Source organism: Sphingobium sp. JAI105, assembly GCF_015752145.1.
GTDB lineage: Bacteria > Pseudomonadota > Alphaproteobacteria > Sphingomonadales > Sphingomonadaceae > Sphingobium > Sphingobium xenophagum.
Window position 1 is genome coordinate 2,569,134 of the sequence record NZ_JADOUC010000001.1, and the last position, 23,600, is coordinate 2,592,733.

At 62.6% G+C, this 23,600-nt stretch carries 15 protein-coding genes; 5 read left to right on the forward strand and 10 right to left on the reverse strand.

From position 1 onward, the window contains the following. Nucleotides 1-1,719 carry a UvrD-helicase domain-containing protein gene (locus IWY39_RS12310; RefSeq protein ID WP_107123453.1) on the forward strand — a complete coding sequence of 573 codons (1,719 nt, stop codon included), beginning with the start codon at nucleotides 1-3 and terminating at the stop codon, nucleotides 1,717-1,719. Between the two features lie 163 nt (nucleotides 1,720-1,882). On the opposite strand, the gene IWY39_RS12315 is transcribed toward IWY39_RS12310, so the two are convergent. From IWY39_RS12315 to IWY39_RS12325, 3 genes are read right to left on the reverse strand one after another with little or no spacing between them, the layout of a single operon-like run. After that, entirely contained in the window at nucleotides 1,883-3,766 is a 1,884-nt protein-coding gene (locus tag IWY39_RS12315; RefSeq protein ID WP_145169713.1) for a hypothetical protein, read from the reverse strand. Continuing rightward, complete coding sequence (locus tag IWY39_RS12320) at nucleotides 3,759-6,245, reverse strand: sensor histidine kinase (protein ID WP_107123451.1); 2,487 nt, start codon at nucleotides 6,243-6,245, stop codon at nucleotides 3,759-3,761. Before IWY39_RS12320 ends, IWY39_RS12315 begins: the two co-directional genes overlap by 8 nt. 5 nt (nucleotides 6,246-6,250) lie before the next feature. After that, entirely contained in the window at nucleotides 6,251-7,636 is a 1,386-nt protein-coding gene (locus IWY39_RS12325; RefSeq protein WP_145169711.1) for a hypothetical protein, read from the reverse strand. 515 nt (nucleotides 7,637-8,151) lie between these two features. Here IWY39_RS12325 and IWY39_RS12330 point away from each other — a divergent pair. Then, on the forward strand, nucleotides 8,152-9,345 hold the full coding sequence (locus tag IWY39_RS12330; protein WP_107123449.1) for an aminotransferase: 1,194 nt from the start codon (nucleotides 8,152-8,154) through the stop codon (nucleotides 9,343-9,345). 29 nt (nucleotides 9,346-9,374) lie between these two features. After that, nucleotides 9,375-10,829, forward strand: coding sequence for a DNA recombination protein RmuC (gene rmuC / locus IWY39_RS12335; RefSeq protein ID WP_107123448.1), 1,455 nt, complete (start codon nucleotides 9,375-9,377; stop codon nucleotides 10,827-10,829). 15 nt (nucleotides 10,830-10,844) lie between these two features. Here the strand turns inward: rmuC and IWY39_RS12340 are convergent, their stop codons facing one another. The 5 genes from IWY39_RS12340 to IWY39_RS12360 form a co-directional block, all read right to left on the reverse strand. Next, nucleotides 10,845-11,357: a sterol desaturase family protein gene (locus IWY39_RS12340; RefSeq protein WP_026002142.1), complete on the reverse strand. Its 513-nt coding sequence runs from the start codon at nucleotides 11,355-11,357 to the stop codon at nucleotides 10,845-10,847. Between the two features lie 44 nt (nucleotides 11,358-11,401). Beyond that, complete coding sequence (locus tag IWY39_RS12345) at nucleotides 11,402-12,682, reverse strand: mechanosensitive ion channel family protein (RefSeq protein ID WP_107123446.1); 1,281 nt, start codon at nucleotides 12,680-12,682, stop codon at nucleotides 11,402-11,404. A gap of 4 nt (nucleotides 12,683-12,686) precedes the next feature. Further along, the gene (metC, locus tag IWY39_RS12350; RefSeq protein ID WP_107123445.1) at nucleotides 12,687-13,919 is read right to left on the reverse strand and encodes a cystathionine beta-lyase; all 1,233 of its coding nucleotides are present in this window, start codon (nucleotides 13,917-13,919) and stop codon (nucleotides 12,687-12,689) included. Beyond that, a complete protein-coding gene (locus IWY39_RS12355) occupies nucleotides 13,916-14,761 on the reverse strand; it encodes a sulfurtransferase (RefSeq protein ID WP_107123444.1) in 846 nt (281 codons plus the stop codon). Before IWY39_RS12355 ends, metC begins: the two co-directional genes overlap by 4 nt. A gap of 74 nt (nucleotides 14,762-14,835) precedes the next feature. Then, the gene (locus IWY39_RS12360) at nucleotides 14,836-16,071 is read right to left on the reverse strand and encodes a hypothetical protein (RefSeq protein WP_107123443.1); all 1,236 of its coding nucleotides are present in this window, start codon (nucleotides 16,069-16,071) and stop codon (nucleotides 14,836-14,838) included. Nucleotides 16,072-16,160: 89 nt separating this feature from the next. On the opposite strand from IWY39_RS12360, the gene queF reads away from it, so the two are divergent. Both queF and IWY39_RS12370 read left to right on the forward strand, forming a co-directional pair. Further along, nucleotides 16,161-16,622: a preQ(1) synthase gene (gene queF / locus IWY39_RS12365; RefSeq protein ID WP_107123442.1), complete on the forward strand. Its 462-nt coding sequence runs from the start codon at nucleotides 16,161-16,163 to the stop codon at nucleotides 16,620-16,622. 252 nt (nucleotides 16,623-16,874) lie between these two features. Continuing rightward, nucleotides 16,875-19,538: a M1 family metallopeptidase gene (locus IWY39_RS12370; RefSeq protein ID WP_107123441.1), complete on the forward strand. Its 2,664-nt coding sequence runs from the start codon at nucleotides 16,875-16,877 to the stop codon at nucleotides 19,536-19,538. An 88-nt stretch (nucleotides 19,539-19,626) separates the two neighbouring features. On the opposite strand, the gene IWY39_RS12375 is transcribed toward IWY39_RS12370, so the two are convergent. Together IWY39_RS12375 and IWY39_RS12380 are read right to left on the reverse strand one after the other, a co-directional pair. Further along, on the reverse strand, nucleotides 19,627-20,691 hold the full coding sequence (locus IWY39_RS12375; protein WP_107123440.1) for a phytase: 1,065 nt from the start codon (nucleotides 20,689-20,691) through the stop codon (nucleotides 19,627-19,629). Beyond that, nucleotides 20,691-23,474 (reverse strand): TonB-dependent receptor, encoded by a 2,784-nt coding sequence (locus IWY39_RS12380; protein ID WP_107123439.1) that lies wholly within the window; start codon nucleotides 23,472-23,474, stop codon nucleotides 20,691-20,693. The genes IWY39_RS12375 and IWY39_RS12380 overlap by 1 nt, the downstream gene beginning before the upstream one ends. Nucleotides 23,475-23,600 lie beyond the last annotated feature (126 nt).

Consider the following 23,600-nt stretch of genomic DNA (forward strand, 5'->3'; position numbering starts at 1 on the left):
ATGGCGATCTGCATTCCACCGCTAGACGCATCGACGGAATCCTCTGCCGAGAGGAAGCTCTACGAAGCGCTCCGATCGGGACTTGGCGACGACTTCCTCGTGCTTCATTCGGTCAAGTGGATCGCGAAACCCCGAGGGGCGGGCCCGCGCGATGGGGAAGTGGACTTCCTCATCTGCCACCCGCGGCACGGTCTTCTCGTCGTCGAGGTGAAAGGCGGCGGCGTGATCCTCGATTACGCTAACCGTCGTTTCGCATCGATCGATCGACATGGCGACGAGCACGAGATCACGAACCCTTTCGAACAGGCGATGAAGGGTAAGTTCGCGATTCTGGAGAAGCTTAAGGAAAGCCCGTTCTGGCAGAAGCTGGGCTTGGGCCGCATCGCGCTCGGGCATGCCGCCTTCTTCCCGGATGTCGACGGGGTTGGTGGCCTCGTAGGCCCTGACGCACCTCTCGAAATCATCGGCGGTCGCCAGGACATGACTTTGATATCGCAGTGGGTCGATCGGGCCTTTGCCTACTGGGCAGGTCCCGGCGGTCAGGGCCGATTGTCCGAGCTGGGAGTAGGCGGTGTCGCGACAGTGCGGCGGATTTTGGCTCGCGTATCGATGACCCGGCCATTGGTGTCGGCCCGACTCGTCCAGGAAGAGCAGACCCGGATCGAGCTGACTGAACGACAAGCCGCGATCCTCGACCTTCTGTCGCGGCAGCGACGGGTCATGGTTGCGGGCGGTGCGGGAACAGGCAAGACCCTCATTGCCCGCGAAAAGGCGGTACGGTCGGCCGAGGAAGGCCTCAAGACTCTTCTTGTTTGCTACAATCGCGGGCTTGCCGATCATCTGCGGGAGCAGTGCGAGGGCATTGAAGGACTCGACGTCGCTACCTTCCACCAACTCTGCAAGCGCTGGATCGATAAGGCGAAATCCGAGTTGGGTCGCGACCTGATGGCTGAGGCGCGGCACGACTATCCCGGCGGGACAGAGTTCGACCACCACCAGCCAATAGCCCTGGCGTTCGCGATCGACGCGTTCGGGCCGCATTATGATGCCATCGTTGTGGATGAGGCACAGGACTTTGGCGACGAGTTCTGGATGCCAATCGAGATGATGCTTTCCGACCATGCTGACGGCCTGCTCTACGTCTTCTTGGACGAGAACCAGGACATCTACGGGCGCTCGGCCGCGATACCGATCAAGGGCGAGCCGATGCTGCTCGACAAAAATTGCCGGAACACCACGACCATTCATGCCGCCGCGTATCGATACTATCGGGGCGCCAAGATTGAGGCTCCGAAAATCGCCGGCACCGAGGTCGCGCTGCTGACCGCGCCCGACACTGATCGTCAGGCGCGCGAGATTTCTGCGCTCGTCACCCGCCTGGTCGCGGTTGAAGGCGTGCCCCCCCACGACATCGGCGTCCTCCTCTGCGACGGGCGTGCCCGCTCATCGTTCGAGCGTGCGTTGGCGGCGACCACCATCCCGAAAACAGCGAGATGGGGTCATCTCGAAGGATATGGACCGGGATCAATCACCGTGGATAGCGTCGCCAAGTTCAAAGGGCTCGAACGGCCCATCATTATCCTGTGGGGGTTGGATGCGTGCGATCCGGTTGCCGACCGTGAGACCCTCTACGTCGGTATGTCGCGCGCGAAGTCTCTGCTGTTCGTGTGTGGAACGGTTGCGGCCTGCGGCCGCGCGCTCAGCACTGCCGTGACCTGAGAAGAGCGATTGCGGACATCGTCGATCAACTGGCCGATATATGCGAGCGCCTGAATATCGCTTAACGTTCGCAACGCCTGCTCAGGTCTTCGAAGCTAGGACTTATGGTCGTCGCCTTAGTAATTTCGCCGCCGGGTGGAGGTTGGGGCTCGTCTCAGTACCTCTATTCAGCTTTCGAAAAGTCGTGCTCATAGGCATCCCTGGCCAAGAACCGGCTGTAGGCCATGAGCAGCGAAGTGGCCAGGGGATCACGGATACGACTACATCGGCGGATCGGATAGCTAAATGCGCCGCTCTCATACACGCCATACTTGGCGAACGCCTTCTTCGGCGCGCCCCGCGGAATGATCGCAGCAGCGAGGAGATCGGCGACGGGGTCTTTGTGAGCCTTGCGAGCTGCTTCGATCTGCTTGGTTACCTTTCCGAAGTGATTGCGCAGTTCGGCGTCCCGCCTTTCCCACGCTCGACTCGGCAGACTTACGGCGGGGTCGGGCGCAGCAGTTAATTGGCAACGCCCGTCCTTGTTGAAGACGGCAAGGTCTAGAACCTGCAGATTGGCGGGCGTGGCGTCAGCAAATAGAACAACGGCCGATTGAGCGCCGCCGTGATCGTAGTGTTCCAGCGAAAAATTCAATCCTTCCCTCGCCCCCGCCTCATCCCCTAAAGGCCTAGTGCGCAATGGCGCCAAGACGGCGACCTTGAAGTTCTCTTCACGGACGCGCTTGCCATTGCTGCGCACCATGAGATCGCATGGCTGGGCGACAAGTACCCAAAGCTTCAAATCGTCGCCTTCCCCGATCTCGAAGAGGTCACCGTTGCGAAGGGGGTCGTTGTAGCTGTTAACGAGCTCATCGCTTTCATACAGCTCCTCCCGCCGCAACTTGTGCAGACGCTGCTGCGAAGTCACCGACAACGCTCGCCCAATATCGGCGACATCCTTCGCCGATCGTGCGGCGGCAGCAAACTCACCGACTCTGGCCTGCTGGAGGATCTGCGACTTGACCTGATCCTTCTGAATGATACCGTATAACCGTATCAGGGTCTCCAACTCCGAAACGCCTTCGACGCCGGACGAATTGACGACCATATGCTCGAAGTCGATGGGGTCTAGGTCCGCAAAGCGTTCCAAGGCGTCCTTCAACGCTTCCTCGAAAGCGTCTTGGGCCAAATTCTTCATAGTCTGGCAGTAGGTGTTGATGAGCGTGCGGTAAACGGCTCCGTAAAAGGCCGGCGCGTCGTCCAAGGCAGCCTTGGCGATCGGCATGAAGAATCGAAGATCGAGCCTTTCCGATTTCTCCAACTGACGCCACGACGTAACCTCGTCGCCCTTTGCAACGGTGTGAGTCAGCATTCCGCAGAACCACCGCGTGCCAAAGCCGGCCTTTTCTTTCTCGGCCATGTCGCGGATGATGTCAGAGCCCTTGGCGAAACCCAAGGTCGCGTCATCGACCTCCAACTCCTGGTCGAAGAGGAACAGAGTCCGGCGCTCTTCGGCGCATTCGCCGACCAGCGCGTCGCGCCGCTCGTGCCAGGCGTGGGGTGTCAGCAAGTGAGCGGTCGTCCCCTCAGGCAACAAGTCCTGCAGCCGCCCGAGCGCCTCACGCTCGGCGGCGTCATCGCTCTGGGCGGCCAGTACTTCGCGAAGGGTCGCCAGCCCCTCAGCATCGAGTTCGCCAAGGCGGGCGGTCACCTGTTCCTGCAAGGCATCGTTCTCAAGCGTCAGCGTTACACCCGGGAAAAAGTCGGCCAGCGGTTCCTTCGCTGCTTCGTTCGCCGCCAACACCTTGATGACGCCGCCAGCGTCGGTCTGAAGTTCGGCCTTGTCGTCAACGAAGACGATCTTGGTAATTTTCAGATGGGCGAAGAGTTGAGCAAGTCTGGCGCGAGTGTCATCGACCAACGGCTCACCACCTTCGACAGGGGGCGCCTTGGCCTCGGCTTCGATCGCCATGGGCGGAAGGGTTGCTTCTGCAGAAAGTTCGGTCGGCTGAGCCGCCACCGGCGGGGCCGCGACTTTCGCCTTGGCGGGCTTTGGTGTTTTAGCCATCGACAATCCCTGAGAAATCCAGCTCGAAAATATACCTGCGGTCGTGTTCGTTACGCTCACTCAAGAGGGAGATCGCGCACCCCATCGACTCCAGGATTTGGGCGCTGATGAAAAGACCCAGTCCCCGCCCTTCGTCCTTCGGCTTCAGGGTAATAAAGGGCTCGAAAAGAGCGTCCTCGACGGCTGGATCGACGCCGCCGGCATTGTCCCAAATTCGCAGCCGGGGCGACGCATAGGCGATGGTCAGCTTCGGCACGAAATCCGCCTCGCGAGCCTGGGCTTCCTTCAGCCAATACTCGGCGTTCAGCACGATGTTATCGACCACCTGAGTCAGCCTCCCGCGGTTGGTCTTCACCGCGAAATCGGCGCTGCCAGCCGCGATTTCCAACTGAATGCCATTGTCGGCCCACCGATCCGCAAAGTGCTCGCGGATATCCTCAATGAGCTTTGAAACTGGGAAGATATCGATCTTGTCGCGCTGGTAGCGGAGCGACGGCGACAGATGGCCGATCTGCCGACGGAGTGCTGAAGCCGCCGAAGTAACATCCTGGCCTAGGACCAGAAGCTCTACGTTCGGTGGCACGGATTTCTTGGCGCGCGTCACGGCCGCAGACGCCTTCTGCATCAAGCGATCGGTCTGGTTCTGAACTTCATGGGAGAGCGCCTCGGCGAGCAGCCCCAAGCCTGCCAGTTCGGAGAAATCCTGAAGCTGATCAGCCAAGACATCCAACCGCGGAGACAGCACAGCCACAATGTCGGCGAGATCCTTGGCTTCCGCCGCATACCCGGTTAGGTCGGAGAACAGCACCTGTGATGCTTCGAGAGCCTGTTGAGCCTCGGTGAGGAGACCCGCTAACTCCCGCTCGGCAGCGCTCGACAGCAGGGGCGCCTGCCGAATGCGGGTCGTCACTGCGGCGATCTTCTGCCGCGCGGCCGTCGTGTTGGCGTCCAGCGATTTGGCCGCTTTGCTGTAGCTCGCCAATCGGCGCGCCACACTCTCAGCGTCCGCAATCGCCTTGCGCCCGCCCTCAAACGGTTTGGTCTGCTCGGGAAGCGCCGCCTTGTAGGCATTGAAATTTCGTCGGGTCCATTCGTAGAAGCTGCCGATCATATCGACGGCCTGGATCATCAGGCGGCGAAAATTCTGTGAGTACGGGTTAGAAACGAAGCCTTCCCGATCCGTCTTCTCCTTGAGATGGCCGTTCGCTGCCTCGCTGATCGACACGAAGCCGATGACGTTCTGCGGGCGCAGACCATAATAGGAGGATGCGCTGGTCTGCTGCGCACTTAGCCGCAGCCAATCTTCCCCGTTCAGGCCATAGGGTTTGATCGCGAATCCATCGCGGAACACCTTGATGCCCGCGTGAAGCTGCACGATCCCCCTAACTTCGCTCGTATTCGCAAGGCCACCAAGCTTGGCTCCGACCTCATCGCCACGCAGCAGAAACTCGTCGATCTCGGCGTGGAACGGTCCTGGATTGGCATCTATCGGCGGAGCGTTCTGTTCGTCCGATGGCACCTTTTCAACGCCGCCGAGCGCCGAGAGCGACAGGCGGTAGTCGAACTCCAAGAAGTAGTTCGGATCGTCACTGAGTTTGAAATCGACTGGCGCCTTGCGCCCCTTGAGATACTCGAAGAACGCGCGGCCGTTATCCCGCGCCAGCAGTTGCTCGTATGAGTCTATGTCCTGATTGCCGCGGAGTTTCACGAGCCGGAATTTCCCGGTCAGCTTCATGGCGCCGTCGACGAAATTGATAACGAATTTCCCCACAGCGGCGCCGCGGACCTTTGCCGAAACCTGCCCTAGGTCGATCGGGCGCCCGTCGATGCGGAGCGTCACTAAAAAGGGACGAGCCTCGGCGAACGGCGAGATGATCTGAGAGAGATCGGCGATCAGCTTCTCGACTGCGCGACCGCGCCAAACCTCCGCATTTCGCAAGCCGGAGATGACTAGCATGGTGCCCTTGTTCCGAGCGGATTTCGTCACCGTTTCGATCGAAACCGGGACCTCGCTGAGGCTCTTGTCGTCGGTGAACGCATTCCAAGCGAAGGCGACATGCAGAGTTTCGGCTTGTCCATCCTTGCGCGTGTAAAGTTCCAGATTTTGACCCAGCTTCTGAGTGCTGAGGCGGCCCAAACCCTTGTCGCCAAGCGGGGTGCGTCCCTTCGGCGTGGTGTGCCCAGCAGCCTTCATGACCCGCTTGCCGGACAGCGAAATCATCAACCAGCCGCGCTCAATGTCAGCACGGTTCATACCCATGCCGTCGTCTTCGATAGTTACGTAGCCATCGGCTTTCGGAAACCTGCTCTCTACGCCCGGTGGCGCATCGGCCGTGTTGACGACGACGTTGGCATAGGTGGCGTCCGCGTCGTAGGCGTTCTTAACAAGCTCGACAATCGCCGTGACCTCGTCGGAAACCAGTTCGTCGCCCAATTGCCGGACAACGGCCGCGCTGATGTCGAAATGTGGATCGGCCATACAGGTTAGGCCTCAATCTTGCGGACGAGGAGTATTTTCTCTTCGCGCATGGTCGCCGAGCTGGCGTTTCGATCCGGCATCCGTTTGTGATGAATCCGCCGGGTCAAAGTAGTGACCACCTTACATTTCAGGCCCTCGACAAGTTCGCCGAGCACTAGATCGGTCGGCACCTGCTGACCGGCGATGTTACGATTGCCGACGGTCCAAATCATGTAGCTGTTCGGCTTCATGACGTTCAGGATGCTGTCAAGGCTTGCCCCAAAATCCCTGTAAAAGCGGATCAACCTAGCGCGACCGTCCTCCGGCTTGGCTGGCAGTCCATCCGCGAAGCGCTTCAGCCGCGACGATGCGGCAAGCAACTTCTCCTCCGTCCAAACGTTTTCAATCGCTGCACCACCCAAGCTACGGCGGTCGATCTCGTGGGTTGTGCGGAGGGTTGCGATATCCGCCGCCGGGTCGATGTCCTTGAAATCGATCCAGTGAAGCGGGAGATAGGAGTGCTGGCCATAGGTGACCGTGGTGAGATTGTCCCCGTAAGGCGGGGATGTCATCATCAGGTCGAATGGGGCCGCGTCACCCCAATAATCCTGGGCGTTGCGCGTATCGCCAACCCGAACGTCGGTTTGGGCGACATACTTGGCGGACTTGAGCTGCTTGGCATCATTCAAGCGACGCCGGAACATCCAGAAGCTCGCAGCATTCTTGCGTGCCAGATCGCGGAAGACAGCGATCGGCGATAAGACCCGCTTTTCGATTTCGGACGATGGGCGCGCGTGGAGTTTGTAGGTTGAGGTTCGATCGTTGCTCGTCAGTCTGACGGTCTCGGCGAGGGTGACCCACAAGAACCGCCTAACCCAAAGGTCGTCACACTTGCGGATCGCGCGCCGGAGGCGGGACAGCTCCAATGAGACGTCCGCCTGGAACCACTTTTCACGGTTCGCCATGGAGGTCTCGATCGTATCTCGCCGATCAGCCGCAGCGTTGCTAACCACCTGTTCGGCGATCGCGCCAACCGTGAATTCCACCGATCGAGCAGTGCGGACACGGCTAATGAGTACCGCCAACGGATTGATGTCGTTTCCGTAGACATTGAGCCCGTAATGCATCCCGCTTACAAGCGACGTACCCGACCCCATGAAGGGATCGTACACCGATTGGATCTCTGGCCGGGCATCCAGCACTGCACCGAGTAATCGGCGCTGAACCAGGGGGACCATCATCGCGGGATACTGGAAAATATTATGCGCGCTGTCAGTCCGATCCCGATCCTTGGACGACCAAAAATCAGGATCAGTTCCCTTAGCATCGAGTAGCTTTAAGAGCTGAGCATCAACGCCCTCTGGCGTTCGAAGCGATTCTTGGTTAGAATCACGGTACGCTACAAATGTCATTCAGCGCCCGTCCTAAGCCAGCGTTGTTTCCGATGGCTTGGCGATCAGCGCGAAATCCCAGTATCTTAAGCTCCGCCTCCGGCCACCACGCCTTACGGCGTGATGATAGCTGCGTTTGATGATTCTGTGAAGCCACACTTCATCTCGGCCTCCCTTAATCGCTAAGGCCACCCGCCATCCCAGCGATCTAGCATCGAGTGGGTGTATTGATTTTGCCGATTCTGACGGTACTTTATCGGAGGCAAAAGATTCGAGATTTGAGGTCTATGTCCCACTGCGAAACGGTCGATAGATGCCGATAGTTCACAGAATTTTTTCTGCGCTAAAATTGCCAAAAAATCTCGTAAAATCAAAAGGATAAGTTTTTGACGGCCTGCGCCTCGGCGCTGGCGGCCAAAGAAAAGATTTTATGCAATAAAATCAATCGCTTATTGTAGAAAAAATATTAGAGTGGGAATAATCGGACGGCACCGATTTACCCGTTGGCGCAAGCTGCCGCAGCGTTGGAGACTGACATGACCGGCGCCGCTCATGGCCATCCCGTCTATCGGGACATGCCGACCACCATTTTCGAACAGATGTCGGCGCTCGCGCGTGAAACCGGGGCGATCAATCTGGGACAGGGTTTTCCCGACACGCCGGGACCGGCGGATATTCTGAACGTCGCGGCCGACGCGCTGCTCAGCCGGTCCAACCAATATCCGCCCATGGCTGGTCTGCCGGAACTGCGCGCTGCGGTGGCGAGCCATTATGCGGCGCATCAAGGTCTGGCGCTGACCCCGCAGGACGTCATCGTGACGTCCGGTGCGACCGAGGCGATTGCCGCGACCTTGCTGGCGCTGGTGCAGCCGGGCGACGAGGTGCTGGTGCTGGCCCCGCTTTACGACGCCTATCTGCCCCTTATCGAGCGGGCTGGCGGTGTGGCGAAGGTCGTGCGGCTTACCCCGCCGGAGTGGCGAATCACGCAAGCGGCGCTGGAGGCGGCGGCGTCACCCCGTACCCGCTTCCTGTTGATGAACAATCCGGTCAATCCGACCGGCATCGTCCTGCGCGACGGCGAGTTGGCGCTGCTGGCGCGATTCTGTGTCGATCGCGACCTGATCGCCATATGCGACGAGGTGTGGGAGCATCTGACCTTTGACGGCTTGCGCCACCGCCCGCTGATGGCGCAGCCGGGCATGGGCGAGCGGACGGTGAAGATTGGATCGGCGGGCAAGATTTTCTCCCTGACCGGCTGGAAAGACGGATGGATGTGCGCCGCGCCGCCGATTGTCACGCTGCTGGCGCGGGCGCACCAATTCCTCACCTTCACCACGCCGCCGAACCTGCAATGGGCGGTTGCCAAGGGGCTGGCCAAGCCGGTCGAATGGTTCAGCGCGATGCGTGCAGACTATCAGGCGTCGCGTGACCGACTGGTAACGGGACTGCGGGCGGCGGGGTTTGTCCTGTTGCCCAGCCGGGCGACATGGTTCGTCTGCGTCGATCTGCCCGGCAGCGGCATCGCCATGGACGATCGCGCCTTTTGCGAGCGCATCGTGCGCGACGCCGGGGTCGCGGCGATCCCGATCTCCGCCTTCTATCCCGATGAACCCGTCACCCATTTGGTCCGTCTGTGCTTTTCCAAGGCGGACGCTGTGCTGGATGAGGCGGTTGCGCGACTGGCCGACTTTCGCCGACGGGTGGTTGCAGGGTCTGGCGAAGGGCGCTAAGTTCCCTTTTCGTTCCCAAAGGGCTGTTCATGGAAATCCTGCCGATCCTGTTGATTGTCGTTGCATTGCTCATCGGGTTGGCGGTTGGCTGGCTGCTGCGCGGGAAGACGCTTGGCCCGCTGATGGCGGAGAAAACCGACCTTGCGGGCCGGCTGGAGATGGCGGTCAGTCAGCGCAACGCAGCGATCAGCGAACTGGCGGTGGAGAAGGAGCGGGTGGCGCAGGCGGCGGCATCGGCGCAGCGGCTGGAAGCGGCGCAGGCCGCGCTTGCCCAGCGGCTCGACACCACGCAGGTCGAGCGGGAGGCAGCCTTGCGCGACCTGGCGGCGCTCCAGTCGGATACGCAGGCGCGGGCGGAAGCGTTCGAAGCGCAGATCGTGGCGCTTCGCGACGCCAAGGAGCAATTGTCCGCCCAGTTCAGCGAAATTGGCGGCAAGCTGCTGGGGGAAGCGCAAAAGACCTTCCTCGATCGCGCGGACCAGCGATTTGCCCAGGCGAACGAGAAGAGCGAGGCGCAGCTCAAGACGCTATTGTCCCCGGTCGAAACGACGCTCAAACGCTATGAGGAAGGCCTCCAGCGGGTCGAGAAGGATCGCGTCGGCAGCTATGCCGAACTGCGCGAGGCGGTAAACCAGGTGCAGCTGGGGCAGGGGCAGGTCCGCGAAGAGACCGCCAAGCTCGTCAATGCGCTGCGCGCCGCGCCCAAGACGCGGGGTCGCTGGGGCGAACAGCAGTTCAAGAATCTGATCGAAACGGCGGGCCTGTCTCCCTTCGTCGATTTCAGCGAGGAAGTTTCGGTGACGGTCGAGGATGGCCGCTTGCGCCCCGACTTCATCATCCGCCTGCCCGGCGACCAGCAGATGGTGGTCGATGTCAAATGTTCGCTCGTTGCCTATCTCAATGCTGTCGATCAGGTCGATCCCGCGCTTCGCGACGCGCATATGGCCGACCATGCCCGCGCAATGCGGACCCATGCCGACGCGCTGGGGCGCAAGGCCTATTGGGAGCAGTTCGACAAGGCGCCCGATTTTGTCATCATGTATGTGCCGGGCGACAATTTCGTCACCGCCGCGCTGGAGGCGGACATGGACCTGTGGGAACGGGCGGCGAAAAACCGGGTCATCATCTGTGGCCCTGCGACCTTCCTGCCGCTCTCGCGCACGCTGGCGGGGCATTGGCGGCAGGCCAAGTTGCAGGATCAGGCGCGTCAGGTCGGACAGTTGGGCAAGGAATTATATGAGCGGCTGGCGGCGGCGGCGGCATCGCTCAAGAAGCTCGGCAACCGGCTGCACGGCGCGGTGGGCGACTATAACGCCTTTGTCGGCAGCTTCGAAAGCCGGGTGCTGGTGACCGGGCGCAAGCTGCGCGACCTCAATATCGAGACGGGTGGCAAGGAATTGGAGGAACTGGCGCCGGTCGATGCGCTGGTGCGTGATCCAGCTTCGGCCGAGGCGTTGCGGGCGTTGCCGGACGCGGCGGAGTAAATAGACATTGTTGTGTTAGCCGCCTTTCGCTGCGCCACTCGCTGTCCGCACGCCCGCCCGATTGCGGCTGGCAAGTTCGCGTTTCAGATCCTCCGGGCGCGGGGCCACGAGAAACCCGAAGCTGACCGTGCCTTCCTTGGTCTCGACCACATGATGCAGCCGGTGCGCCTGCACGATGCGCTTCATATAGGGAGAACGGGCGACATAACGGTTCTTCACCCGCTGGTGGACGATGATGTCATGGAAGCCCAGGTAAATCGCGCCATAGGCCGCGATCCCGGCACCGCAGGCGGTGGCCAGATTGCCCCAGCCCCATTGCACCCCGCCCAGCAGCAGGATGATGGAGGGCAGGGCGAAGATCACGAAATAGAGATCATTGGCCTCCCACATTCCCAAGCGCGGGCGATGGTGGCTGGCATGCAGGAACCAGCCCGGCCCGTGCATCACCCAGCGGTGCATGACATAGGCAAAGCCCTCCATCGCAATGACGGTCGCTAGAAAGACGAGGGCTGGCAGCAGGATCGACATGACATCCATATAGGCGGGCGGGCGCGCGGGCGCGACCCGTAAAGCTACGAGGTGGACGAAAGGTCGGGGCCGGGCGAGGCCGGGCGCACCGGGGCGGCGTGGATTACGCGCTGGGGGTAGGGGATGATGATCCCATTATCCTTGAACAGGTGCCACAGCCGGTTGAGGACGTCCGACTTCACATTGCTGACGCCGCCTTCCGGGTCACTGATCCACACCAGAATCTCATGATCGACGCGACTGTCGCCAAAGCCGATCAGCCAGACATTGGGTTCGGGTTCGCGCAGCACGCGCCGGCAATCGAGCGCGGCCTGCCGCATCAGGCTTTGCGCCAGCGCAAGATCGCAATCATAGCTGATCCCCACGGGAATGCGGACGCGCACATTTCGGTTGGAATAGGACCAGTTCTCCACCTCCTGCGTCATCAGATTTTCGTTGGGGATCAGATGTTCCTTGCCGTCGCGGGTGATGACGCTGACGGCGCGGACGCCGATCTTGTTCACCCAGCCGAAACTGTCGCCGACAACGATGGCGTCGCCCGGCTTGATCGAGCGATCCATCAACAGGATGATCCCCGCAATCAGGTTGCCGAACGTCTTTTGCAGGCCAAAGCCCACGGCCAGGCCCAGCGCGCCGGAAAAGACGGCAAAGGCCGTGAGGTCTATGCCCAGCAGGTCGACGCCGATGAAGAAGGCGGCGACGATGACCGCGATCGCGGCAAGCTTTTGCGCCAGCAGCTTCTGGGTCGGGTCGAAGCCCTGCGTATGGTCGATCGATCGCCCGATCAACCGGTTGGCGAGGCGGACGAGCGCGAAGAGCGCGACGCAGGTGGCGGCGATGGAAAGCAGGCCAAGCAGGGTGATGCGCCGCTTGCCAAGGCTGATGCCGACCGTGTCGAGCATCGCGCCAACCGGGGCAAGGCCGCCGCTGGTGCCCGACACGATGCTGAGGAACAGCAGGAGCGCCAGCGGCAATACCGCCCAGCGGGGAATGGCCAGGGTTCGCAGCGCATAGACGGCGAGCAGCGCGACCGAGAGGCCAAGGCCGATGCCCAGGACCAGGTGGCCGACCGAATCATGGGGCCAGAAGGCGGCGGCGATGCCGATCATCAGGGCGGAAATGGCGTAGCGCAGCATCGCCCGGAGCCGCAGGGCGAAGGCTGGTCCCATGACCTGCGCGCGCGGCTGGAGGCGGGGGCCGATGAAGCGGGCGCACCCGGCGGCGGCCAGGTGGAGCAGCAGCGCGAACGCCAGTGCGATCAGCGGATGGATGATGCCGCTGTCGTCGGGGACATGGGCCAACAGCCAGTCTATGCCCGATAGCATCGCCCTACGCCCCGTCGCGGACGGCGCGGAAACGGGCAAGGCCGGCGGCGAGGTCGGCGATCAGGTCGGCTGGATCTTCCAGTCCGATATGAAGGCGGATGGCCGGTCCCTGCGCCTGCCAGACGGTCGCGCTGCGGTAGCGGGCGGGATCGATCGGCAGGGCCAGGCTTTCAAAGCCGCCCCAGCTATAGCCGATCCCGAAATGGGCCAGGCCGTCGATCAGGGCGGCGCGGGCCGCATCGTCCCCGCCGTTCAGGATGAAGCTGAACAGGCCGGTCGATCCGCTGAAATCGCGCTGCCACAGGGCATGGCCGGGGCAGTCGGGCAAAGCGGGGTGAAGGACGCGGGCGACCTCCGGCTGATCCTTCAGCCAGCGGGCAACGGCAAGCGCGCTGTCCTGATGCTGTTTGAGGCGCACGCCGAGCGTCCGCAGCCCGCGCGACGCGAGCCAGGCGTCGTCGGGACTGACCATCTGTCCCAGCAGATAGGCGGTCTGCCGGACTTTGGCGAACCATTGGTCGTTGGCGGTGATGCTGCCCATCATGACGTCGCTATGGCCGACAATATATTTGGTGCAGGCCAGGATCGAGATGTCGACGCCATGGGACAGGGCGGGGAAATAGAGCGGCGTCGCCCAGGTATTGTCGGCCAGGGTCGTGACGCCATGCTGGCGGGCGAGCGCGGTGATGGCGGGCACGTCCTGCACCTCGAAGGTCAGGCTGCCGGGGCTTTCTAGGAAGAGGGCGCGGACCCTCTCATCGGCTAAGGCGACACTAAGCTGAACATGATCGAGCGGATCGTAAAATATCGTTTCTATACCGTAACTATCAAGCATTTGGGTGCAGAAGTTGCGGGTCGGGTCATAGGCGCTGTCGACCATCAACAGCCGGTCGCCGGGCTTGAGTACCGCCATCAGCGCGCAGGCGATCGCCGCGACGCCCGACGGAAACAGCATCGTGCCCGCCGCGCCCGGTTCCATTTCGGTGAGCGCGTCGGCAAGGCTCCAGGCCGTCGGCGTCCCCTTGCGCCCGTAGAACAGCCGCTCATGCGTGCTGCTGCCTGCCGCGCGGCGCAGATGGGCGACATCATCATAAAGTATGGTCGATGCGCGCCAGACCGGCGGGCTGACGATCGCGCCGGGCTGGCCGGGCATGCCGGTCCATTCGGGCTTGCGCCCCGCCTGCGCCAGCTTGGTCAGCGGCTTGCGCGCGTCCTTGTCCGATCCCCCCTTGCTCATGCCGGGCCGGTCGCCTTGGGCGTGGCGGGATCATAGCCCCATTCGGACCAACTGCCGTCATAAAGGGTGACGTCGCGATTCCCCAGCATTTCAAGGCCCGCCAGCAGGATCGCCGCGGTCACGCCGCTACCGCAGGTGGTGATGACCGGGCGCTCCATGTCGATTCCCGCGTCCTGCAGCAACTGGCGCAGATCGTCCCCCGTCTTCATGCTGTTGTCGGGATTGAATAACGCGGCGGAGGGCAGGTTGCGCGATCCGGGGATATGGCCGGACGCCATGCCGGGGCGCGGTTCGGCCTCTTCCCCCGTGAAGCGACCCGCGCCGCGCGCGTCCAGCACTTGCGCGTCGTGGCTTGCCAGATTGGCGATCAGGTCGGCCTTGGTGCGGACCTGACCGGGGGCGCGGCGGGCGATGGCGTTGCCGGTTGCGGGGGTGACGGGGCCGCTCTGTGTCGCGCGGCCCTCCGCCACCCATTTGGGCAGGCCGCCGTCCAGAATCGCGGCCGATGCGCCCAGGCCATAGAGCCGCACCATCCACCAGCCGCGCGCCGCGCTGTGGGTGGGGCTATTGTCATAGACGATGACGCGGCTGTCGGTGTTGATGCCCAGCGCCTGCGCGCGCTGCGTCATCAGCGCGTCTGGCGGCAGCATGCCGGGGGTCGGATCGTCGGGGTCGTTGAGGGTCGGCAGGTCCATGAAGGCCGCGCCGGGGATATGCGCGGCCTCGAACTCGGCGCGCGGGTCGCGCGGCGTGCCGGGCAGGAACAGGCTGGCGTCGAGGATGCAAAGGTCCGGCTTGCCCAGTTCTGCGGCCAGCCAGTCGGTCGAAACGAGAATGTCCATGCAATGCCCTTTGGCCTGATTTCGTGGCGCTACAAGCTATTAGTAGGGCGCGCAGGCTGGGCTGGAAAGGGGGATCAGGACGGGACCAGTTCTCCTGCGGCGCGGGTGGCGGGGCGGCGATATTGGCGTGGTCCCTGATCGAGGCGGAACGGGGCAAGCCGGTCGGCGGGTGGCTCCTGCTCCTGACCCAATATGAAGGCGCGGGCGGTGCGGCCATGCCCTTGCGGCTCGCCCCCATCCGGTCCCCAGTGATAGCTGGCGTCGAAGGCGGCGAGCGGGATCAGCAGGCTGCGCTGGCCCATCGTCACCGGCACGATCTCGTCGGGCATCAGCCGCAACTCGCCGGTCAGCCGCCGGGTTTCGCCCGGCACGATCGCCATGGCGGAATGGAGCGGCAGGCCGCTTTGCTGGGCGAAGAAGGACTGGAGCAGCGCCTGCTGCTCCGCCCCTGCATTGCCGATGATCCCGCGCACCAGCACGTCCTGCGCGGGCGTATCGCCCCGATTGTGAAGCAATAGCGTATAGCCCACGGTCATGCCGACCAGCGAATAGCGCGCGAGGCTGAGGTCCAGCGCCATGTCCAGCCATGGGCGATCAGGTGCGTCGGGTGTCGCGGCGGCGGGTGTAGGTTCGGGTGCCCGTTCGGGCGTCGGCGCGGGCTTTGGTGCAGGCGCGGCTTTGGGCGGGGCGGGAGCCGGAACAGGGGCGGGTGTCGCAATCTCCACCTCTGCCGCATCCGGTGCAGTCGGGCGACGGCGGTGCAGCAGGATGAAGGCGGCGAGCGCCAGCAGCAAGAGCGCACCGCCGATGATCCACGGCCAGGGCGTGGTGTTCGCGTTCGCGGGCGGCGGCGGTGCTTCTTCTGGCGCACTGGCGGCGGGCGTCGGGGCAGGCTGCGGCGCGGGCGTTGATTCCGGCGCTGGGTCTTGGGTTCGTTCCGGCGCTGGAGTGGCGGCGGACCTGCTTTCAGCTTCAGGCGTTGCGCGTTCCGCTGCCGCACGGGGCGCTGTCTGTTCCGGGGTAGCGCGGGACGGGCGGGCAGGCGGTGGCGCGGCCCGTTGAGCGGGGACTTGTGGCGCGGGCGCGGGCGTCGGCGTGATCGTCGGCGCTACGACCGGCGGCGGGGCCGCTGTTGTCGCGGGTGCGCGGAACACGTCGAGTTCCGGTCCCTGCCGGTTGGGATTGGCCGGTTGCGGCGCGCTGGTGGGGGGCAAGGTAAAGACCGGCGCGGCGTCCTCCGCCTGCTGGGCATGAACAGGCAGCGCAAGCAGCAACGGCGCGGCGAACAGGAACGAACGATGATACCCCATGGGCCGAGCCAAGGCACAAGCGCGGCTGAACCGCAAGTGAACAATGAGAAGCCGATGACACCAGCCGTGCAATCGCGTAGGGCAGCGCCATGACCGACCCTGCCATGACCCCGCTCCATCTGGGCCAGACCAGCGCCCTGCCCGCCCGCCCGGAAGAGGCGGTGCTGGATTATGTCCCCAATCCGCGCCCCGGCCGCAATTATCTGGTCCGCTTTGCCGCGCCGGAATTCACATCGCTCTGCCCCGTGACGGGCCAGCCCGATTTCGCGCATCTGGTGATCGATTATGCGCCCGGCGACACGATCGTCGAATCCAAATCGCTCAAGCTGTTTCTGGGTTCATTCCGCAATCATGCCGCCTTTCACGAGGATTGCACGGTGGGCATCGGCGAACGGCTGTTTACGGAGATGAAGCCGGTCTGGCTGCGTATCGGCGGATATTGGTATCCGCGCGGGGGCATCCCCATCGATGTGTTCTGGCAATCGGGCGCGCCGCCGCAGGATTTGTGGCTGCCCGCGCAGGATGTGCCCGGCTATCGCGGGCGGGGATGAAGAACCAGATCTGTTCGGGCTGAACCTGTCGAAGCCTCGTCGCTCTGCGGCCCTTCGACAGGCTCAGGGCGAACGGAGGGTGGCGCTATGCACCTCCTACTGTTTGACGAACGCACAACAATGTTCGACCAGCGACATCGCGACGCCATGTCATCGCGTGACCGATGCAGCGAAACGGGCTATCCCGCGTTTCATCACGGTGCCGGTCCGATCGGACCCAAGCCTGTCTGACGTGTCGGAGTCTGAAATCCTATGTCGCTTGCCAAAATCCTGCCGCTGCTGATCGCGGCCGCACCCATCGCCCTTGCCACGCCCGCGCTGGCGCAATCTGGTTCGTCGGCCGGTACCGCCGCCGGTCCCGCTGCCGGGATCACCACCCAATTGCCGCGCGGCGCTGCGCCGACCCATTATGCCATTGAAGTGACGCCCGATGCGGCGAACCTCTCCTTCACCGGCAAGGTGATGATCGACGTCACAGTCAGCAAGGCGATGCCCACCCTGGTGCTGAACGCCGCTGACCTCAGCATTGGCGACGTCATGCTGACCCCGGCAAAGGGCAAGGCGATGAAGGGCAGCGCCAAGGTGGATGCCGGGGCGCAGACCGTGACGCTGGATTTCGGCAAGCCGCTGGCGCCGGGCCAATATAAGCTGGCGATCACCTATGCCGGTGTCATCAACACGCAGGCGAACGGGCTGTTCGCGCTCGACTATACCAATAATGAAGGCCAGGCGAAGCGCGCCCTGTTCACCCAGTTCGAGGCGCCCGATGCGCGTCGTTTCGTGCCGAGCTGGGACGAGCCAAGCTACAAGGCGACGTTCGATCTGAGCGCGATCATTCCGACCGGCGAACTGGCGGTCGGCAACATGCCGGTGAAAACCACCAAGGATCTGGGCGGCGGCAAGACCCAGGTGACGTTCGGCACCAGCCCTAAAATGTCCTCCTATCTGCTCTTCTTCGGCCTTGGCGAACTGGAGCGGGCGACCAAGATGTCGGGCGCGACCGAAGTGGGCGTGATCACGGGCAAGGGCAACAGTGGCAAGGCGACGTTGGCACTGGACGCGTCGGTCAATATCCTGCCCTATTTCAACGATTATTTCGGCGTGCCCTATCCGCTGCCCAAGCTCGACAATGTTGCCGGGCCGGGCCAGAGCCAGTTTTTCAGCGCGATGGAAAATTGGGGCGCCATCTTCACCTTCGAACGCGCGCTGCTGGTCGATCCGCGCTTCACATCCGAAGCGACCAAGCGGCGTATCTACGAAACCGTCGCGCATGAAATGGCGCATCAATGGTTCGGCGATCTGGTCACCATGGCCTGGTGGGACGATCTCTGGCTGAACGAGGGTTTCGCCAGCTGGATGGCGACCAAGGTGACCGACAAGCTGCAACCCGACTGGGAAATGCTGCTGACCCGCGTGGACGGGCGCGAGGCGGCGATGAGCCTCGATTCGCTCGCGACCACCCATCCGGTCGTGCAGAAAATCACCACGGTCGATCAGGTCAATCAGGCGTTCGACGCTATCACCTACCAGAAGGGTGAGGCGGTCATCACCATGCTGGAGGGCTTTGCCGGCGAGGATGTGTGGAAGAATGGCATACGCAGCTATATGAAGGCGCACGCCTATGGCAACACCGTGACCGATGACCTGTGGAAGGCAGTCGAGGGTGCGGGCGCCAAGGGTCTGGTCGCGATCGCCCATGATTTCACCAGCCAGCCGGGCATCCCGCTGGTGACGGTCGAAAGCGCGCAATGCCAGGGCGGGCAGACGGTGCTGAGCCTGAGCCAGGGCGAATATAGCCGCGACGCCAAGGGCAAGGCGCCGCTCAAATGGAATGTGCCGGTGATGGCGCAGACGATCGGCGGCGCGCCGCAGCGGTTGATCCTGCAGGGCAAGGGACAGATGACGCTGCCCGGTTGCGGCGCCTATATCGTCAATGCGGGGCAGACGGGCTATTATCGCTCGCTCTATCCCGCCGCCAATGTGCAGGCGCTGGCCAAGGATTTCACCAAGCTGGCCTCGATCGACCAGACCGGATTGCTGGCGGATAATTTCCAGCTGGGGCTGGCCGGTTATCAGCCGATCGGGCTTGCACTGGACCTGATCGACGCGGTGCCGATGACCGCCAGCCCCGCCGTACTGGCGGAGGTGCCGGGCTATCTCGACAGTGCCTATGCCATGCTGGAAAGCGACAAGGCGGCGCAGGGCCGGGTCGCGGCCTATACGTCGGCCAAGCTGACCCCGGCGCTCACGGCCATCGGCTATGATGCGAAGGCGGGCGAAGGCGCGCAGGTGCCGGTGCTGCGATCGGCACTGGTATCCACGCTGGGCGATATGGGTGACAAGGCGGTGGTCGCCGAAGCCAACCGTCGCTTTGCCGCGCTGGCGAGCGATCCCGCCGCGCTCGACGGGCCGCTGCGCAATGTGTGGCTGGCGATCATCGCGAAGAATGCGGACCAGGCAACCTGGGACAAGCTGCGCGCAATGGCCAAGGGTGCCAAGACCGATCTGGAAAAGAGCAGCCTGTTCGCGCTTTTGGGCGCGGCCAAGGATGAGAAGCTGGGTCAGCAGGCGCTCGATCTGGCGCTGACCGATGAGCCGGGCAAGACGACCAGTGCGGCGATCATCGCGCAGGTCGGCGCTGAACATCCGATGCTGGCGGTCGATTATGTGCTGGCGCACCGGGCGCAATATGAGGCGCTGATCGACGTATCGGCGCGCAGCCAGGCCCTCGCACGACTCGGCGGCGGATCGGCCGACCCGGCGATGGCGACCAAGCTGGACGCCTATGCGACCCAATATCTGACGCCCGAATCGCGCAAGGTGGTGGATCGGTCCATCGCCGCGATCAAGACGCGGATCGAAACGCGCAATCGGCTGAAGGCGCCGCTGGCGGCCTGGTTCGCGGGGCAAAAGTAAAAGTTGATCGCTCCCCTCCCGCTTGCGGGAGGGGTCGGGGGAGGGCGTGTACAGCCCCTCCCCTAACCCCTCCCTGAAGGGAGGGGCATTACAGCCCCAGCGCCTTCACGATATCGTCCCACGCCACCAGTTTGAAATTCTGCGCCGCTGCCGCGTTGTGGCCGTCCTGCGCCACGAACAGCCCGCCGGGGAATTGCGGGCCGAAATCGCCCAGCATCAGCTCAATGCCGTCGGTTTCTTCCGATCCGCCAATCGCGCCATCGACCACGCGGAAACGGCCGACATAGGCGTCGTCGGACAGGCGATAGGCGACATAGGCATTGTCGCCCTGGCTGGAAACGAGGACATAGCCGTCCTTCTCACCCATGGGCGCGATGGCGACGCCTTCGGCATCCATGACCAGATTCTTGCCGTCCGCCGCCGCGATCAGCACTGGCGTGGCCGGGCCGGTCGCGCGCGCATCGAAACGCCACAGGCCGACATCTTCCTCCGCGACATAAAGGCGTGCCGTGCGGTCATCGACGGCGCAGCCTTCCGATTGCGTACCCAGTTTGAGCGTGCGGACGATGCGACCCATCGGCGCTGCGCCGGACATGTCGAGCGCGACCTGATTGATCGTCCCGTCCTTCAGCACGATGAAGGCGTAAAGCCCGTCAGCGTCGGACCCCATGCAGATGCCATAGGCTTCGCCCGCGCCGCCATCGACCTTGCCCAACGCGGTCAGCTTGGCGGTGGCGGGATCGAGCCGGAAGAGCGCGATCTTGGCATTGGCAACAGCGCTGCGGTCGCTAGCGGCGACCAGAATGCCGCGCTGGCCGTTGATCATCACTCCATCCTTCAGATCGACATTATTGACCCGGCCCGCATCCAGAAAGTCGCGCACCTTGCCGTCCAGACCATAGACATAAAGGCCCGCCTTCTTGTCCGTGCCCACGATCAGGCTGGCGGCAGGATCAGCGGCATTGCGCCAGATCGCGGGATCGTCCGCCGCATCGGCATTGGTCGTGCCGACCGGCGCAGTCTCGCCGCGTGCAGTCACGGAAACGGCGGGCGTGGCATTGGCGATGCGAACCGACACCGGGACTTCCCGTTCGCCCGTCGTCGCGCAGGCGGCGAGGGCGAGCAAGGGCAGGGCGGAGACGATCGCTTTCATCAGAAATTCACCGCCATGCCGAACTTCACGGTCCAGTTATATTCTTCAAATTGCAGCAGACGCTTGTTGCCGTTGAAGTTTTGATAGGCAAAATATTTGGCGTTGTTGACGTTCACCCAGTCTGCGAACAGGCGCACGCCCGGCAGAACCTTATATTTGGCTGACAGGTCGAGCTGGAAATGATTGTCGACGATCCGGTCCGTGTCGGGCGCGTCGCCGACCTCGTCTAGATATTTGCTGCGATAGGTGCCGGCTGCGCGCAGCGAGAGGGGACCCTTTTCATAGCCCAGCACGGCGTTGGCGGTGTGCTTCGATGCGTTGGGCAGGCCGATGGTGCGCAGATAGGCATTATCGTCACCATCATAGCTGGTGATCTTCGCCTTGGCGTCGGTATAGCTGTAATTGAGGTTCACCAGCAGTCCGTCAAGCGGCGAAGGCAGGAAGTTCAACACCTGGCTGAAGGACAGTTCGACGCCCTTCACCTTGGCGGTGTCGCCATTCACGAAGTAGGACGCTTCGCTATAGGCAGCGCCGTTATAGCTGCCATTGTCAAAGTCGCGAATCTGCGCGGTATAGTTTTTGATCGATTTCCAGAACAGGCCAGCGGTCAGCGCACCATTGCGGCTGAAATACCATTCAGCCGACGCATCCAGGTTCCACGCGCGGAATGGCTTGAGATCCGGGTTGCCGAATTCGGCTGCGCCATCCTCGTCCCGCAGGAAACGCGGCGCGAGTTGCGACAGCTTCGGACGGACCAGGCTCTTATAGCCCGCGGCACGGAAAACGAGCCCCTGCGACGGTTCCAGGCGCGCAGTCAGGCTGGGCAGCCAGTCGGTATAATGTTTGGTGAAGATGTTGGGCGTTATGCTGTTTTCATCGCCATCGGTATCGACCAGATTCCCACGCAGGACATTGCGGGTCTGTTCCATGCGTACGCCGCCGATCAGACGCAGCGTCTCACTGTCCCAACGCCCCATCAGATATGTGGCCAGCACATCTTCCTTCGCGTCATAGTCGGCAGCGGCGGACTCATATTCGCTGGCGACGGGGTCCAGCCGGAACGCGCTCTGATTAGCATAGAAATAATCGCTCGCTGCGCCCTTGGCCGGGACCGGACCGATATTGGCCAGACGATAGGTCTGGTCACCCAATACATCCGCCAGATCGAGATTGGATTTGTCATAATAGTTCATGTTGAAGTCATAGCTTTTCTTGCGCCAGCGCGCCTTCATGCCTGCCTGGACGGTGAAGGTGCCGCTATCCGTTGCGAAGGCGCGGGCAATATCGCCCTTGATCGCATATTCGCGGTCGCGAGAATCGGACAGGATTGTCTGCTCGACGCGGTTGAATGCATATTCTGACGGGTCGTTGAACAGATCAGCGCCGCTGGTCACGTCGAATGTCGGGATGCGCGGGTCGGCATAGTTGAAATTCACGTCCACGCCATCTCCGTCGAAACGGGCGCGCCAGCGGATCGGATCGATCGATCCGGCTTCCTTTTCGCTCGATTCCGACCAGCTGCCCGAATAGATCAGCTTCCACGGCCCGGTTTCCGTGGTGCCGCCCAAAACCAGCGACTTGATGCGTTGCCGTTCGAACCGGTCTTTAAGATCCCGGCGCACTTCGATGCGACCGTCCTCATCGGTGAAGTTTGCGCTGTCGGCACCACCTGATGCAGGCTGCTCGTCCAGAACGAAGGTCAGGCGGCGGCGATATTCATGGTCGTCAAACTGATTGTAGATACCGCGCGCGTACAATTTCGTGGTGTCGCTGGGCATCCAGTCCATGTTGAGCGTGGCGCCGATCCGCTTGCGGGCCACGTCATAGTCGCGATATTCCAGCGTTTCGGCATAGTCGATACCATCGTCGCTGCTGGTCCAGTCGGCCGCCTCGATATTATCGGTTTCAAACCGGCGCTTATAATAGCTCAGGCCACCTGAAATGCCGAACCGATCGGTCAGTCGGGTCGAAAAGTCGACGCTGCCCTTTGGCGTGACGGTGTTGGCATAATCGTTGTAACTGCCCTCCACCTTTGCAGAATAGAGATCCTTCTTCCGGTCGAAGGCGCTGGTGGTGTTGATTTCGATCGACGCGCCGATCGTGTCGGCGTCCATATCGGGCGTCAGCGACTTCTTGACCTCGATCGATTCGATCAGTTCGGATGGGACGACATCCAACGCGACCGATCGAACGTCGCTTTCGGGCGCGGGCAGGCGGGCGCCATTGACCGATGCGGCGTTGAGTTCGGGGTCAAGGCCACGGACCGATACGAAGCGGCCTTCGCCCTGGTCGTTCAGGATGTTGACGCCAGGCAGGCGGCGCAGCGATTCAGCGACATTCTGGTCAGGAAACTGGCCGATGGCGTCGCGGGTCAGAACGCTTTCGACGCCGTCGGCTGCACGTTGGCGCGACAGGGCGGACGCCTGGTTGGCCAGCTGACCCACAACGATGATGGATGAATCGATGTCCGACCCGATGCGAATGTCGGCATCGACATCGCCGCTGGCAGGCACGACTACCGTGGTGCGGACCGGATCGGCACCGGTATAGCGCGCTTCGATGGTATAGGTGCCGGGCGCCATGTCTGGGAAGCGGTAGCTGCCGTCGCGTCCGGCTTCAGCAATGTGGCCGGTTTCGACAATGCGCAATTGGGTCGATTGCAGGGCGCGGGTGCCGGTGCCGTCGGACACGGTGCCCGTGATTGTGCCGGCAATTGCTGCAGCGGGGCTGGCGAGCGCAAGCATGATGGCAAAGCGGCTCGCGCCGCGAACGCGGTGGTTCATCGATAGGACTCCCTGTTGTGCGCGGCAATGCGGTATTGGTCCGCCCGCCTGTCGTTGGGGCGCGCATTGGGAGATTGATGTTACAGGGTCATTCCAGAACCGTGACAAATTCGTGAAGGCTGCATT